The 16,012-nt window shown below is 44.3% G+C and carries 15 protein-coding genes; 14 read left to right on the forward strand and 1 reads right to left on the reverse strand.

What is annotated here, in order from left to right; genetic code table 11:
• Positions 1-53: 53 nt before the first annotated feature.
• From DW251_RS03130 to DW251_RS03175, 10 genes are all read left to right on the forward strand, one after another.
• Positions 54-422, forward strand: a complete 369-nt coding sequence (locus DW251_RS03130; RefSeq protein ID WP_243034863.1) for a DUF3783 domain-containing protein — start codon at positions 54-56, stop codon at positions 420-422.
• Positions 422-1,795, forward strand: a complete 1,374-nt coding sequence (locus DW251_RS03135) for a VWA-like domain-containing protein (RefSeq protein WP_021870349.1) — start codon at positions 422-424, stop codon at positions 1,793-1,795. Before DW251_RS03130 ends, DW251_RS03135 begins: the two co-directional genes overlap by 1 nt.
• 47 nt (positions 1,796-1,842) lie before the next feature.
• Positions 1,843-3,354 (forward strand): AAA family ATPase, encoded by a 1,512-nt coding sequence (locus DW251_RS03140; protein WP_021870350.1) that lies wholly within the window; start codon positions 1,843-1,845, stop codon positions 3,352-3,354.
• Positions 3,351-4,724, forward strand: coding sequence for an MATE family efflux transporter (locus tag DW251_RS03145; protein WP_021870351.1), 1,374 nt, complete (start codon positions 3,351-3,353; stop codon positions 4,722-4,724). The genes DW251_RS03140 and DW251_RS03145 overlap by 4 nt, the downstream gene beginning before the upstream one ends.
• A 21-nt stretch (positions 4,725-4,745) precedes the next feature.
• The gene (locus DW251_RS03150) at positions 4,746-5,606 is read left to right on the forward strand and encodes a DMT family transporter (protein ID WP_118300214.1); all 861 of its coding nucleotides are present in this window, start codon (positions 4,746-4,748) and stop codon (positions 5,604-5,606) included.
• A gap of 42 nt (positions 5,607-5,648) precedes the next feature.
• Entirely contained in the window at positions 5,649-6,365 is a 717-nt protein-coding gene (locus DW251_RS03155) for an MBL fold metallo-hydrolase (protein ID WP_118300215.1), read from the forward strand.
• A 69-nt stretch (positions 6,366-6,434) separates the two neighbouring features.
• Positions 6,435-7,715 (forward strand): dihydroorotase, encoded by a 1,281-nt coding sequence (locus DW251_RS03160; protein WP_118300216.1) that lies wholly within the window; start codon positions 6,435-6,437, stop codon positions 7,713-7,715.
• 290 nt (positions 7,716-8,005) lie between these two features.
• On the forward strand, positions 8,006-8,881 hold the full coding sequence (locus DW251_RS03165) for an amino acid ABC transporter substrate-binding protein (protein WP_118300217.1): 876 nt from the start codon (positions 8,006-8,008) through the stop codon (positions 8,879-8,881).
• Between the two features lie 162 nt (positions 8,882-9,043).
• A complete protein-coding gene (locus DW251_RS03170) occupies positions 9,044-9,694 on the forward strand; it encodes an amino acid ABC transporter permease (RefSeq protein WP_347474614.1) in 651 nt (216 codons plus the stop codon).
• Between the two features lie 30 nt (positions 9,695-9,724).
• Complete coding sequence (locus tag DW251_RS03175; protein ID WP_021870357.1) at positions 9,725-10,489, forward strand: amino acid ABC transporter ATP-binding protein; 765 nt, start codon at positions 9,725-9,727, stop codon at positions 10,487-10,489.
• Between the two features lie 170 nt (positions 10,490-10,659).
• Here DW251_RS03175 and DW251_RS03180 read toward each other — a convergent pair whose 3' ends face one another.
• Positions 10,660-11,304 carry a hypothetical protein gene (locus DW251_RS03180; protein WP_118300218.1) on the reverse strand — a complete coding sequence of 215 codons (645 nt, stop codon included), beginning with the start codon at positions 11,302-11,304 and terminating at the stop codon, positions 10,660-10,662.
• 303 nt (positions 11,305-11,607) lie between these two features.
• Between DW251_RS03180 and DW251_RS03185 the strand changes: the two genes are divergently transcribed.
• Genes DW251_RS03185 through DW251_RS03200 form a run of 4 tightly spaced genes read left to right on the forward strand, consistent with a single transcriptional unit; the run spans position 11,608 to position 15,833 of the window.
• Positions 11,608-12,663: an ABC transporter ATP-binding protein gene (locus DW251_RS03185; protein ID WP_021870359.1), complete on the forward strand. Its 1,056-nt coding sequence runs from the start codon at positions 11,608-11,610 to the stop codon at positions 12,661-12,663.
• 3 nt (positions 12,664-12,666) lie between these two features.
• The gene (locus tag DW251_RS03190) at positions 12,667-13,569 is read left to right on the forward strand and encodes a sugar ABC transporter permease (protein ID WP_021870360.1); all 903 of its coding nucleotides are present in this window, start codon (positions 12,667-12,669) and stop codon (positions 13,567-13,569) included.
• A 39-nt stretch (positions 13,570-13,608) separates the two neighbouring features.
• Positions 13,609-14,454 (forward strand): carbohydrate ABC transporter permease, encoded by an 846-nt coding sequence (locus DW251_RS03195; RefSeq protein WP_021870361.1) that lies wholly within the window; start codon positions 13,609-13,611, stop codon positions 14,452-14,454.
• A 44-nt stretch (positions 14,455-14,498) separates the two neighbouring features.
• Positions 14,499-15,833 carry an ABC transporter substrate-binding protein gene (locus tag DW251_RS03200; RefSeq protein ID WP_021870362.1) on the forward strand — a complete coding sequence of 445 codons (1,335 nt, stop codon included), beginning with the start codon at positions 14,499-14,501 and terminating at the stop codon, positions 15,831-15,833.
• The last annotated feature ends 179 nt before the right edge of the window (positions 15,834-16,012 follow it).

The following is a 16,012-nucleotide window of genomic DNA, read 5'->3' on the forward strand; positions in this document are numbered from 1 at the left end:
TAGAAAGGACAGCCATGGAACTGGTATTGTATTACAGTACGGGAGATGCCCGTATGAAGAAACAGGAAATGATGATGAAAAGCGTTCTGGTGCGCATGGGGGTGAAGATCCGTAATGTAGCCCCGGATCAGGTACTGGAAAGTGTGGGATATCTGGCAGGTGTGCCCGGATTTGAAAAGCGGGAAGTATCAGAAACGCTGGAAACAGAAGAAAAACTGCCTGAGATCACAGAACCGATGCTGGTGATGCGTGACTTTACAAGCCGCAGGATCGACACCCTTCTTTTAAACCTGAGAAAGGCAAAGGTGCCGAAGATCAATTTAAAAGCCATTGTTACAGAGCAGAATGCAGGCTGGAGCTTTTATCATCTCTATGAGGAAATTGGGGAAGAGCACAGGCTGATGAATGGAGGCGCACAGTAATGGAAAATCCCACCAGGCAGAGGCAATTAGAAGAACTGGACCAGGTGGAGTTATGTACCCGCATTTTATATCAGGCCAGAAATGAGCTGTATGTAAATATGCATTTCCTGGATGTGTCTTTAAGCAGTCTTGGATTTGAAGCAGACTGGAACAGAAATGGAATGGCCTGCGACGGTGCGGTGATCTATTATGGTCCCGGATTTCTTTTAGGTCTTTACAAAAAGGGCAGGGCAGTGGTAAACCGTTATTATCTGCATACTTTGTTTCATTGTCTGTTCTGTCATCTGTATACAAGAAAGGGCAGAGAGAAAAAAATGTGGGATCTGGCCTGTGATATTGTCATGGAGTCTGTGTTGGACGGTATGTATGAAAAATGCATCCATGTTCCCCAGAGTCCTTTGCGCAGAGAAATGTATCTTCGTCTGCGCCGCTTTCTTACGGGAAATAAGAATACCGGCGCTTCCAATGAGGAAGAGCGGAAGGTAGTTCTTACAGCAGAGCGGGTATATCATGCATTAATGGAGATGGAACTTCCCAAACGGCGTATGGAGCAGTTGGAAGCAGAGTTTCATGTAGATGACCATGATCTCTGGGAGCAGGAACCGGATCCGTCAGCAGCTATGACCCGGCAGAACCAGTGGAACGATAACAGGGAGCGGATGCAGACCCAGATGGAGACTATGGGGGCTGAGGAAGAGTCAGAAAATGAACAGAGCTTATTAGACTCCATTCAGGTGGAAAATGAAGAACGGTATGATTACCGGCAGTTTTTAAAGAAATTTGCTGTTTTAAGGGAAGAAATGCAGACAGATCCAGACTCTTTTGACCAGGCATTTTACACTTACGGTCTTTCGCTGTATGGAAATATGCCCCTGATCGAGCCTTTGGAGACCAGGGAAGTGCAGAGGATCCAGCAGTTTGTCATTGTCATTGACACCAGTATGTCCTGTTCCGGGGAACTGGTACAGCGGTTTTTAGAGGAAACCTATGATGTACTTTCCCAGTCAGAAACCTATTTCCGGAAGGTACAGATCCATGTGATCCAGTGTGATGATAAGGTGCAGTCAGATGTGATCCTTACCTGTGCTGATGATCTGAAAGCCTATATGGAGCATTTTCAGATCAAAGGATACGGGGGAACGGATTTCAGACCGGCTTTTGAGTATGTCAATACTCTGAAGGTTACAGGACAGTTAAATGGATTAAAGGGGCTTATTTATTTTACAGACGGAAAAGGCATTTATCCGGTGGCAGCGCCCACTTATGATGTGGCCTTTGTGTTTATTAAGGAGAGGTTTTCAGAAGAAGATTTTCCCGCCTGGGCCATGCGGGTGGTGTTGGATGAAGAAACGTTTAATGAGCGCAGGCAGTAGAATGCGTCAGCACGGGGTTCGTGAGTATAAAGAAAGGAACAGATCCAGTGAATATCAAACGAGCAAAAGAAGAAATAAAAGATACCATTGCGGCCTATCTTTTAAAAGATGAATTTGGAGAATATAAGATCCCGGCGATCCGCCAGAGACCGGTACTGCTCATCGGCCCTCCAGGAGTAGGAAAGACCCAGATCATGGAGCAGATCGCCAGGGAGTGTGAGATCGGACTGGTGGCTTATACCATTACCCATCATACACGGCAAAGTGCAGTAGGTCTTCCCTTTATCGAGCATAAAATATATGGTGGAAAAGAGTATTCTGTTACAGAATATACCATGAGCGAGATCATTGCTTCTGTGTATGACCGCATCCGGGAGACCGGCTTAAAAGAAGGAATTCTTTTTATTGATGAGATCAACTGTGTGTCGGAGACACTGGCGCCTACCATGCTCCAGTTTTTACAGTGTAAGACCTTTGGAAGCCATAAGGTTCCTGAAGGCTGGATCATTGTAGCAGCGGGAAACCCGCCGGAATACAACAAATCCGTCCGGGAATTTGATGTGGTCACATTGGACCGTATTAAAAAGATCATTATTGAGCCGGACTTAAATGTGTGGAAAGAATACGCCTATGCACAGAATATCCACCCGGCTATCATGTCCTATCTGAACATCCGTCCCCAGTATTTCTGTACTGTAGAGACTACGGTAGACGGCAAGCGTTTTGCCACTCCAAGAGGCTGGGAAGATCTATCCCAGCTGATCCAGGTATATGAGACACTGGGAAAGAAGACAGACCGGGATGTAGTAGGGCAGTATTTACAGCATCCCAAGATTGCAAAGGATTTTGCAAATTATCTGGAACTTTATTATAAATATCAGGATCAGTACCAGGTGGAAGAGATCCTTTCAGGCACTATCCGGGAAGAAGTCTGCGACAAGCTGCAGAAGGCACCTTTTGATGAACGTATGGCAGTAACAGGTCTTCTTCTTGCAAAGCTGACAGACGGCTTTAAGGAGTTAAAGCGGATGAATGAGACTATGACTCTTTTAATGGCCCAGTTAAAGCAGTTTAAGAAGGAACTGGATGGTGCTGATGTTCATGCCCTGGCGCCTGCTATGATCCTGGAAAGCATTGGCGCTGAGTTAGAAAGCATCCGCATCCACAAGAAAGAAAGTGGGCTTTCAGACCGCAGGCAGGATCACATTTACCGGAAAGTAAAAGAACTCTTAGAACAGTATGTACAGCAGATGAAGGCCCGGTCCTTACAGGAAAAGGAGGACAGCTGGAACTGGCTGCGGCAGCAGTTTATGGAGAAAAGCGATGCCTATGAGGATAAAAAGACGGTCTGCGGGGAACGGCTGGAACATGCCTTTGATTTTATGGAGGCAGCCTTTGCAAATGGCCAGGAACTGGTGATCTTTGTAACCGGTTTAAATACAGGGGAAGCCAGTGTGGAATTTTTAAAGGAATACAACTGTGAACGCTACTATCGTTACAACAAAGAACTCCTGTTTGATAACCAGGAAAATGAAATGAAAGAAGTGCTGGGAAAATGATGATGCAAAAAGAGAAAACAGTGGGGAAAGCAAAAACTGTGGGGACTCTTTTTTCCGGAAATGATCTGAAAAAGCTGATCTTTCCGTTGATCATTGAACAGATACTGGCGGTTTCCGTTGGTATGGTAGACACTATGATGGTATCCAGCGCAGGAGAAGCTGCTACCTCCGGTGTTTCTTTAGTAGACATTATCAATGTGCTTATTATCAATATTTTTGCTGCTGTGGCAACCGGCGGTGCGGTAGTTGCTTCCCAGTATCTGGGACAGAAGCGAAAAGATAGGGCCTGCCAGTCAGCAGACCAGTTGATCCTTGTAACAGGTGTGGTTGCTCTGGTGATCATGACTTTAAGCATCCTGTTTCGCTGGCAGATCTTAAACCTTATTTATAAGGGCGTTACAGAAGAGGTAATGAAAAATGCAGTGATCTATCTGACCATCTCTGCCATTTCCTATCCCTTCCTGGCTGTGTATAACTCCTGTGCGGCGCTGTTTCGGTCTATGGGAAACTCTAAGATATCCATGCAGGCATCCATTATCATGAATGTGATCAATGTGATCGGAGATGCTCTGTTTATCTTTGGCTTTCACTGGAGCGTGGCAGGTGCGGCAGGTGCATCCCTGATCTCCCGTATGACAGCATGTTTTATCCTGATGTGGAGACTGCGGGATCCTAAGCTGGATATCCGTATTGGAACCACCAAAGGCGTGAATATGCGCATGGTAAAGCAGATCTTACATATCGGTATCCCAAATGGAATTGAAAACAGTATCTTCCAGCTGGGCCGTGTGCTTACAGTCAGCATTATCGCCATGTTTGGAACTACACAGATCGCTGCAAATGCCATTGCAAATAACCTGGACAGTATGGGCGTTCTTCCGGGAACGGCTATGTCTCTGGCGATCATTACAGTAATTGGACGCTGTGTCGGTGCCGGGGATTTTGAACAGGCAGAATATTATGCGAAGAAAATGATGAAGCTGACTTATGTCATTAACGGAATCTGCTGTCTGGTGGTGATCCTTACCATGCCTGTTACTTTGCGGTTGTATGGAGTTTCAGGGGAAACAAGACATTTAGGAGCTGTTCTGGCCCTGATCCATAATGGCTGTGCTATCTTTTTATGGCCGGCAGGTTTCTGCCTTCCAAATGTAATGCGTGCGGCTAATGATGTAAAATTTCCGATGTGTGTATCCATTGCATCTATGTTTATTTTCCGTATTGGTTTAAGCTATGTAACAGGTGTGGCTATGGGTCTGGGAGCGATCGGTGTGTGGATCGCCATGATCATAGACTGGATCGTTCGCATCAGCTTTTTTGTTACACGGTTTTTCAGTGGAAAGTGGAAAACATTTTATCATGGGGAATAAAAGGGGGATAAAAGAAAAAATATGAATTCCAAGACAAAAGGTATTTTATGTATTGTGACAGCGGCATTTTGTTTTGCTTTTATGTCGCTGTGCGTCCGGCTGGCGGGAGATCTGCCATCTATGCAGAAGATATTGTTCCGTAATTTGCTTGCATTTTTTATTGTAGGCGCAGGTTTGGTCCGCAAGCCGGAAAAGCTGGAAATACACAAGGGGGATCTTAAGTTTTTGTTCCTGCGTTCTATCTGTGGAACGGTTGGTATTGTATGCAATTTTTATGCCATTGACCATCTGGTGCTTTCCGATGCCAATATGTTAAATAAGCTGTCTCCTTTCTTCACTATTATTTTTTCTTATTTTCTTTTGAAAGAAAGACTGACCCTGTTTCAGGGAATTGCAGTTGTAGTAGCATTTATGGGAGCATTATTTATCATCAAACCCACAGGAAATATGACAGACCCGGCAGCGCTTATTGGAATGCTGGGAGGTGCGGGAGCCGGTGCAGCCTATAGCTTTGTGCGTGTGCTGGGAAAAAGAGGGGTGAATGGAAAGCTGATAGTCATGTTTTTCTCAGCCTTTACCTGTGTGTTTGCACTGCCATTTCTTATTGGGCATTTTGCTCCTATGAAATGGTGGCAGGTTGCAGCTATGATCGCAGCCGGATTTGGCGGTGCAGGCGGTCAGATCTTTGTGACGAAAGCATATTTTTATGCTCCGGCAAAAGAAATTTCTGTTTTTGACTATTCGCAGATCATGTTTTCAGCTCTTATGGGATTTCTGGTCCTGGGACAGAAGCCGGATATGCTTAGTCTTTGCGGATATGTGATCATCTGTACTACAGCAGTTTGCATGTATTTTTATAATAAGAATCGGAGAACATTGTGATGTCTTCTCAGAGAGAACATTGTGATGTCTGGAGGGAAGAACATGAAAGTTACTTATATCCACCACAGCAGTTTCCTTGTAGAGACTGATGAAAATTACTTTTTATTTGACTATTTTGAAGGAGAACTCCCGGAATTTAAGGAAGACAAGCCTCTTTTGGTTTTTGCCAGCCACCGGCATGGAGATCATTTTTCACCGGTGATCTTTGAACTGGCAGGAAAGCATAAAAAGACTGGTTTTGTACTTTCTGATGATATCTGGAAGCGGAGAGTGCCGGAAGAATTCCTTGGAAAAACCTATTTTACCGGTCCAGGAGAAGAACTGGAACTGACAGCACCTTTTACAGGAGGATCCGGTGTGAAGATCCGGGCTTTTAAATCCACAGATGAAGGTGTTGCGTTTCTGATCGAAACAGAAGGAAAGCGGATCTATCATGCAGGAGATCTGAACAACTGGGTATGGGCAGGAGAACCAGAAGCAGATAATAAGCGGATGAGTGAAAATTTCCATAAAGAGCTGGAGAAGATGAAGGGCATTCATATAGATGTGGCTTTTATGCTCCTTGATCCGAGACAGGAAAAGGATTTCTATCTGGGAATGGACGACTTTATGAAAATGGTGGGAGCCGATGTGGTGTTCCCTATGCATTTCTGGGGTGATTTTGAAGTAACAGACCGGTTTAAGGCACTGGAGTGTGCAAAAGACTATAAGAACCGGATCGTAAAGATTCATAAAAAGGGAGAAAGTTTCCTGATATAGAAAACCGGCTGCAAAAGCAGGTGCAGGAAAGACTTTGAGAATACATTTTAAGGAAGAGAGGACAAGAACATGCTGCTGATCAAAAACGGACGGGTGATCGACCCGGCAAGAAAGAAGGAAAGAAATGCTGATATTGTTGTAAAAGATGGAAAAATTGAAAAAATATATGCAGAAGGAACATTACCTGCAAAGGCAGAAGCAGCTGCCAATCAGGTGCTTGATGCAAAAGGTCTTGTGGTAGCACCGGGACTGGTAGATGTCCATGTCCATTTCCGTGATCCGGGACTGACCTACAAAGAGGATATCCACACAGGAGCAGCAGCTGCTGCAAAAGGCGGTTTTACTACCGTTGTGTGTATGGCAAATACAAAGCCAATCGTAGATAACGAAGAAACTCTGCGCTATGTTCTGGAAGAAGGAAAGAAAACAGGGATCCATGTTCTCAGCTGCGCAGCGATCTCCAAAGGATTTGAAGGAAAAGAAAGAACGGACATGGAAGGCCTGTTAAAGGCAGGAGCCGCAGGATTTACAGATGACGGTATCCCGTTAATGGACGGACCTTTTGTAAAAGAGGCAATGGAAGAGGCAGCGAGACTGGATACTGTTTTAAGCTTCCATGAGGAAGATAAGACTTTTATCAAGCAGAACGGCATCAACCATGGTAAGGTGTCTGACCAGCTGGGAATTTACGGTTCTCCGGCGCTGGCAGAGGACTCCCTGGTAGCAAGAGACTGTATGATCGCACTGGCTACCGGCGCAAAGATCGATATCCAGCATATCAGTTCCGGTCATTCTGTGGAAATGGTCCGTCTGGCAAAGAAGATGGGGGCTCATGTATGGGCTGAGGTAACCCCTCATCACTTTACATTGACAGAAGATGCAGTGTTAGAACATGGCACTCTGGCTAAGATGAACCCGCCTCTGCGTACAGAGTGGGACCGTCAGATGCTCATTGAAGGCTTAAAAGACGGTACCATTGATATGATCGCTACTGACCATGCTCCTCACAGCAAAGAAGAAAAAGAAAAGCCTCTTACCGAAGCTCCAAGCGGCATCACCGGCCTGGAAACTTCCCTTGCCCTTGGCATCACCAGCCTGGTAAAACCGGGACATTTAAGTTTAACAGAATTAATGGAAAAAATGAGCCTTAATCCGGCAACCCTTTACAAGTTAGACTGCGGCCGTATGGAAGAAGGCGCACCAGCTGATTTTGTTATCTTTGATGAAAATGAAAAGTGGGTGGTAGACAGCTTTGCGTCCAAGGCAACGAACAGTCCGTTTTTAGGGGCTGAGCTGACAGGCAGAGTGAGATATACGATCTGCGATGGCAAGGTTGTGTATACACTGTAATGCCCTGCACACCCAGCGCCGTCAGGCGCTGCACGTAACTTATATCTGCGAAAAAAGGTCCGCCGACATCTGTCGGCCGGACCTTTTTTAAATTCCCTCTTTACAAAAACACTTTAGTGTGCTACCATGATAGCGTGTCAAAACGATAGCACATTAACGAACGAACCGCCTGCGTCAGCAGGCAGTAGAGCACGTAAGTGCGGGGTTCGTGAGTGCGGGTTCGTAAGAGCAGAGTTCGTGAATTTAATGTTCTCTCAGAGGACATTTTATATAAGAGGAGGAAAATTATTATGAAGAAGAGAGTATTATGTGCAGCACTTGCATCTATGATGGCATTATCCATGACAGCCTGCTCATCAGGCAGCACTGCTACTACAGCAGCTGAGACAAAGGCTTCTGAGGCAGAGACAACAACAGAAGCAGCTTCTTCTGAAGCAGAAGAAACAACAGCTGCAGCCGCAGGAACAGAAGGCGGTACACTGATCGTTGGTTTTGACCAGGATTTCCCACCAATGGGATTTTTAGGAGACAATAATGAATACACAGGTTTCGACCTGGAACTGGCACAGGAAGTTGCAAAGCGTCTGGGTCTGGAATATCAGGCGCAGCCAATTGCATGGGATGCAAAAGATATGGAACTGGAGTCTGGAAACATTGACTGTATCTGGAATGGATTTACTATGACAGGCCGTGAAGATGATTATACCTGGACCGAGCCATATATGGAAAACACCCAGGTATTTGTAGTAAGAAATGACTCCGGTATTGAAGGAAAAGATGGTCTTGCAGGAAAAGTAGTAGAGTGCCAGGCAGACTCTTCCGCAGAAGCAGCATTAAAAGAAGACCCGGATCTGACAGCTACCTTTGGACAGCTTTTAACTACTGCTGATTACAACACTGCATTTATGGATCTGCAGCAGGGTTCTGTAGATGCCATTGCCATGGACGTGATCGTAGCAGGTTATCAGATCCAGCAGAGAAAGGCAGACTTTAAGATCTTAGACGACTCCCTTTCCGCAGAAGAGTATGGTGTAGGCTTTAAGAAAGGCAATACCGAATTAAGAGATAAAGTTCAGGCAGCTCTGGAAGATATGGCAAAAGACGGAACTTTAAAAGAGATCTCTGAAAAGTGGTTCGGAGAAGACGTTACTACCATTGGTAAGTAATAAGTTTTAGGTCTGAAACAGATATAATGAATTTTTAGGGGAGTGCAGTTGACAACTGCGCCCCCTTGTTCTATGATAAAGACTCTACCATACGTCCGCACTATGCGGACATAAAAGAAACACGTAAGAAACATTTTGAAAGCAGGTACAGATATGGGTAAAATGACGATCCAGCAGATCCTTATGCAGCTGGCAGGAGGTATGGGAACCAGTATACAGATTTTTGCAGTGACCCTTATTTTTTCACTGCCCTTAGGCCTTTTTGTAGCCCTGGGCCGTATGTCAAAAAATAAACTCCTTCAGGCTGTGATCAAGGTATATATTTCCATCATGCGAGGTACTCCGCTGATGCTGCAGCTGCTGGTAGTTTATTTTGGACCTTACTATATTTTCGGTATGCGTGTAGGCAACAGCTATCGCCTCTGGGCTGTATTTATCGGATTTGTGATCAACTACGCAGCTTATTTTGCAGAGATCTACCGCAGTGGTATCCAGTCTATGCCTGTAGGTCAGTATGAGGCAGCAAAGCTGTTAGGATACAGCAAGTCCCAGACATTTATCAAGATCATCCTTCCTCAGGTGATCAAAAGGATCCTTCCTTCTGTAACCAATGAGGTGATCACACTGGTAAAGGATACTTCCCTGGCATTTACTTTAAGTGTTATGGAAATGTTCACAACAGCAAAAGCACTGGCTTCTTCCCAGGTAAGCATGATGCCTTTTGTTGCAGCCGGTATTTTCTATTATGTATTTAACCTGGTAGTAGCCATGTTCCTTGAATGGCTGGAGAAAAAACTGGATTATTACCGTTAGTGTGTACTAAAAACTGGAGGATTGTGGATAATGAAATTATTAGAGATCAATCATGTGGAAAAGTCCTTTGATGACCTGAATGTTCTTAAGGATATATCATTAAGTGTGGAAGATGGAGAGATCGTTTCCATCATCGGCCCTTCCGGTTCCGGAAAATCCACTCTGCTGCGTTGCGCTACCATGTTGGAGACTATGGATAGCGGAGAGATCGTTTATCTGGGTAAAAAAGCGGTATGGAGCGATGAAAACGGAAAGTTAAACTATGCAGACAAGAAAGATTTAAAAGAGATCCAGAGCCAGTATGGCCTGGTATTCCAGAACTTTAACCTGTTTCCCCATTTTTCTGTATTAAAGAACATTACAGATGCCCCGATCCATGTACAGAAAAGGGACAAAGAGGAAGTTTACAAAGAAGCAAGGGAACTTCTGAAAAAAATGGGTCTGGAAGATAAAGAAAATGCCTATCCCTGCCAGTTATCCGGCGGACAGTGCCAGCGAGTAGCCATTGCAAGAGCTCTGGCGTTAAAACCAAAGATCCTGTTCTTTGATGAGCCCACATCTGCTCTGGATCCGGAGCTGACGGGAGAAGTATTAAAGGTTATCAAGTCCCTGGCAGATCTGCACATAGCCATGGTCATCGTAACCCATGAAATGGCCTTTGCAAGAGATATTTCCCACCGCGTCATCTTTATGGCAGGTGGTGTGATCGTAGAAGAAGGAGCACCGGAAAAGGTATTTGCTTCTGACAATGAAAGAACCAGAAGTTTCCTGGGAAGATATGGAAATCTGCTGTAGGAAATGAGATCTTAACTTTAATATTGCATTATAACTTAAAATAAGTTAAAGTACGAAAAAAGAGTTATAAAAGAGACAATTATATAGATTATTTTAATAAGCTGCCGGTGACTGTAAAGCAATAGTCATCTGGCAGCTAAAATTATTTTATATAAAGATTTTTGATTTTATCACTTCCCCTTCCGGATCTCCAACGGGAAGTTCGCATTATCAGAAGTAACATAAGTAACGATCACAGAGTCTCCGCTGTCACTGGTAAGCGCGTTTTCATCGGAAGGACAGTTATCTTTAATAAATCCGATCTCTCTGCCATCACTTGTCTGGATCATGAAGGTGCTCATGGCGTTGCTGGTGGTGATGCCTTCGTCAGTGGAAATGGTCCATTCTTCCTGTTCCGGGAAAGCGACGATATAAGCTGCTTTTTCAGGATCGCCGGAGGCGTCTTTCATACAGGCAATGGCAATCTGGATATTCTTTTCAATCTCTGTTTCCACATCGCGGATATCAGAAAGAGCGATGGTATATTCATTTCCGTCATCGGCCAGTAAGGTAAAGGCAGAGCCGTCTTTTTCTGCTTTTGTAACCGTTCCCTGGAGCATATAGAATTTTGTGCTTTCTGTATCTTCCGGGACCTGTGTTTCGGATGGAGTTTCGTCTGGTTTGGTGGTTTCCTCTGCGGAAGCCTCAGTCTGGCTTTCGGTCTGTGTGGGCGCTGTTGTATCAGCAGGCGCATCTGGTTTTTTGCCGCAGGCGGACATCATAATCGTACCGGCTGCAAGGAGTATTACAAGGTCATACACATGTCTTTTTTTCATAATGATGATTCCTCTTTTCTATAAAGATCTATAAATATCTGTAAGCTCAGTAAATGGAGTAATATTCAGGTTAATTCCATGGTAACATTCCCGCCCCCAAAATTCAATTAAGATTCCTTTAAGTTTATTTTTTGCTCTGTTCATAAAAACAGCAAAGCTTTCTAAAAAAAGAGCAAAGAAGAAAAATAAGCAAAGATGTTATATTGGATACAACAAAGGAACATGAAAAATGTTCAAATAACGAAAATAACTGAAAACAAGATCAAACCAAGGATAAAACGAAGAAAAACAGGAGGAAATGGCATGGGGGCTATTCAGTTGAAAAATGTAACAAAGAAGTTTGGTGACCAGATGGTCATTGATGATTTGAACTTAAGCATAGAAGACGGCAGCTTTACTGTTCTGGTAGGACCGTCCGGCTGTGGAAAATCCACAACACTGCGTATGATCACAGGACTTGATGAACCGACTTCCGGAGATATTTACATTGACGGAAAGAAGATCAACGACTTAACACCAGGAAAAAGAGACATTGCCATGGTTTTCCAGAACTATGCTCTGTATCCGACCATGACAGTCCGTGAAAATATCGAATTTGGTCTGGAAAACAAGAAAGTGCCAAAAGAAGAGAGAAAGAAAAGAGTCCAGGAGATCTGCGAGGTAGTAGGCCTAACTCAGTACCTGGACCGTAAACCGGCTACACTTTCCGGTGGCCAGAGACAGAGAGTTGCACTTGCAAGAGCCATGGTAAAGCAGCCAAAAGTATTCTTAATGGACGAGCCGCTGTCAAACCTGGATGCAAAGCTGCGTGGACAGATGCGTGTGGAGCTGATCGGTTTACATAAAAAACTGGGAACCACTTTCGTATATGTAACCCATGATCAGGTAGAAGCAATGTCTATGGCAGATGATATTGTACTGATGAAAGATGGCTACATTGTACAGCAGTCCAGCCCAAGAGAACTGTATAACAATCCAAACTGCGTATATGCAGCACAGTTTATAGGCACTCCTCAGATGAACATTGTAAAAGACATTCTGCCGGAAGGAATGCAGGTTGGTTTCCGTCCGGAGAAAGTATACTTAAAAGAAGTAGAAGAAGAGCATGTAGAGATAAGTGCTAAGATCGCTACCAAGGAAATGCTTGGTTCTGAGATCATCTACTCCTTAGACAGTCCGGCAGGAAAGCTGATGGCAAAATCTGATTATGAAGCAGAAGACGAAAGCACCTTAAAACTGTCTATTCCTGTAAAGAACATGTATCTGTTTGATAAGGATGGAAAGCGGATCACCTTAGATGACGAACGCAGACTGATGATCCATGCTGGATTTGCAAAACTTGCAGGCCGGGAGGTGTAAGCAGTGGATAAGAAAAAACGAAGCGTCAGCGAAAAGCGGGACCGCATGCTGGGATTTGTTACCGCTATGCCGGCAATGATCTTACTGTTTGTCTTCACTGTATATCCGGTATTTTACCTGATCTATTATTCCATGTTTTCCGGAAGCCTGATCTCCGCGAAGAAAACCTTCGTGGGACTGGACAACTACAAAGAACTGTTTGGTTCAGAAACATTCCGGATGGTACTTGTAAATACCGTTGTTTATACAGTACTGTTCGTCAGTCTGACCATGGTGCTGGCAGTGATCATTGCAGTATGGTTAAACGGCTCCAAACATAAGAAATTAAACAACATGGTAGAGGGCTTTATCTTTACCCCTCATGTTATTTCCATGGTTTCCGTATCCATCGTATTCTTATGGCTGATGGACCCGGATACCGGATTTTTAAACATGGTCATCACAAAGCTGGGATTTGCAAAATTCCCATTTCTTTCCAGCCCATCCACTTCCATGTTTTCACTGGTTCTGGTAATGGTATGGAAAAGCGTTGGTTACTATGTACTGCTGATCATGGCAGCCCTTCAGACGGTTCCTTCTAATATTTACGAGGCAGCAGAACTGGATTCCACTCCAAAGTGGAGAGTGTTTTTCAAGATCACTCTTCCAATGATCTCACCGACCATCCTGTTTACCTCTGTTGTGGCATCCATTGCATCTTTCAAGATCTTTGACTCCGTTAACGTTATGACACAGGGCGGACCGGTAGACTCTACCAATACACTGGTTTACTACATTTATTCCTTTGCTTTCCGCTACGGAAAACCGGGTATGGCCTGTGCGGCAGGTGTGATCTTACTGATCCTGGTATGCATCATGACCTACGTTCAGTTCGGTGTAGGAAAGAAACGTGTACATTATCAGTAAAATTTCCACAGTTTACGATATAATTAAGGAGGAAAAATCATGGAAGAAAGCAGGGGCGCACTTCTTTTTCAGAAAGTATGCCATATCCTGAACATTATTTTAAAAGTGGCTGTTATGGTCATCATAGCATTCCCATTTTACTGGATGGTCAGCACGTCATTAAAGGACTATACCGAGGCGCTGCAGTTCCCGCCTACCCTATTCCCATCCAGTCTTCACTGGGAAAACTACGCTCATGTATTTGAGATCGTTCCCATTGGATTATATTTTAGAAACTCTGTTGTAGTCAGCCTTTGTGTGCTGGTTCTCCAGTATCTGATCATTGTACCGGCTGCTTACAGCTTTGCAAGACATGAATATTTCGGAAAAAATATCTTTTTTGGAATTGTACTGTTAGGATTAATGATCCCGCAGCAGATCACCTTCCTTCCGGTTTACCTGATGTTCAGCCGGATGAAGATGTTAAAAACATTTATACCGTTAATATTACCATTTATTTCCAATCCATTTGGTATTTTCATGCTCCGCCAGTATTTTATGCAGATCCCTCAGGAAGTCATTGAGGCTGCAAGACTGGACGATGCAGATAACCGTAAGATCATGTTCAAGGTAATGATGCCTATGGCAAAACCGGCTCTGATCACCATCGGCCTTCTGTCCTTCATCTCTACCTGGAACAACTACTTCTGGCCGTTGATCATGACCTCCAGTGAGACACTTCGTACACTGCCTGTAGGTATCGCAGCCCTTAAATCTTCTGAGACTTTACAGATGTGGCACATTATCATGGCAGGAAACGTAGTTTTAGTACTGCCGATCCTGATCGTATACATGCTGGCAAGCCAGAAGATCCGTAATTCCTTTGTATATTCCGGTATTAAGTAAATTATAAATAAAAAGTATATTAAACAAACACAGGAGGAAAGAAAATGAAAAGAAAAGTAGCAGGAGTATTGGCAGCAGCTATGGCAGCTGGTATGTTAGCTGGATGCGGCAGTTCCGCAAAACCGGCTGATACTACAGCAGCAAAGGCAGAGGACACCAAGGCAGCAGAGGGAAGCACAGAAGCAGCTGCAGCAGATAACGGTGACAAGATCACTATCGAGTTCTGGCACTGCATGGGTTCTTCCAACGGAGAACTGATCCAGCAGATCACAGACTCCTTTAACGAGTCCCAGGACAAGATCTTTGTAAAAGCAGTACATCAGGGTTCTTACACAGACGCAGGTACTAAGATGCAGGCCGCTTTAGCAGCTGGCGAAGCTCCTGTTTTAGCTCAGATGGAGATTGGTATGTTAGGAATTTTCGCTGACGCAGATCAGTTAGTTGACCTTCAGAAGTTCGTAGATGAAGAGAACTACGATATGAGCGATTTCATGCCAGGTCTGTTAGACGCTTCCTACTATGATGGAGCATTAGTAGCCCTTCCTCATTCCCGCAGCGTTCCGGTACTGTACTACAACAAGGATCGTTTCAAAGAAGCAGGTCTGGAAGAAGCTCCTGTAACCTGGGATGACTTAAAGGCAGACGCTAAGGCTCTTACTGGAAACGGTTCTTATGGATATTCCTGCCCACTGGATCAGTGGTATTACATGTCACTGGTTATGAACGCAGGCGGAACCATTTTCAATGAGACAGAAGACGGCATCGGATTTGCAGGCGATCCTGGAACAAAGCCACTGTATCTGTGGAAAGAAATGATCGCAGACGGAACCATGCATGTTCCATCCGGTCAGGATTACAACTCTTCTGAGGCTTGCAGAAATGCATTTGCAGGCGGCACAGCAGCTATGATCCAGCAGAGCAGTGCTCAGTTAAAGGGATTAGAGAAGACCTGTGAATTTGAAGTTGGTGTAGGTGCAGTTCCTCAGGATACCACACTTTCCTATCCTGCAGGTGGTTCTAACCTGTTAATGTTCAAGGGCCACAGCGAAGAAGAAGAGAAGGCTGGCTGGGAGTTCTTAAAGTACATGACCAACACCGAAAATGCAGTACGCTGGGCAAATGGTACCGGATATCTTCCTACCAGACAGAGCTGCATAGACTCTGAAGAATACAAGAAGATGGTAGAAGAAGATCCAAATCTTCAGATCATCGTAGATCAGGTACAGTACAGCACCTATAAGACACCATTTATCCCACAGTATCAGGAAGCAAAAGAAATCTTCGCAAACGAGATCCAGAAGTGCATCCTGGAAGACAACTACACCCCAGAGCAGGCAGTTTCCAGCATGGAAGAGCGTGTAGCTAAATTATTCAAATAAGTAAGTCGCGCAGTCAAAAACAAGGGGCTGCGAAGCAGACATACACCCGGCAGATCCAACAGGTTTGCCGGGTGTTTTGTATACTGGGGAATTTATAATATGAGAAAAATTCCAGTCAAGTAAAAATTTTGTAAAGATTGACAAAAATTAAACTTTTACCAGCAATAAAATTGTGCTAT

Origin of the sequence: Clostridium sp. AM22-11AC (assembly GCF_003473545.1) — a bacterium.
Lineage (GTDB): Bacteria > Bacillota > Clostridia > Lachnospirales > Lachnospiraceae > Enterocloster.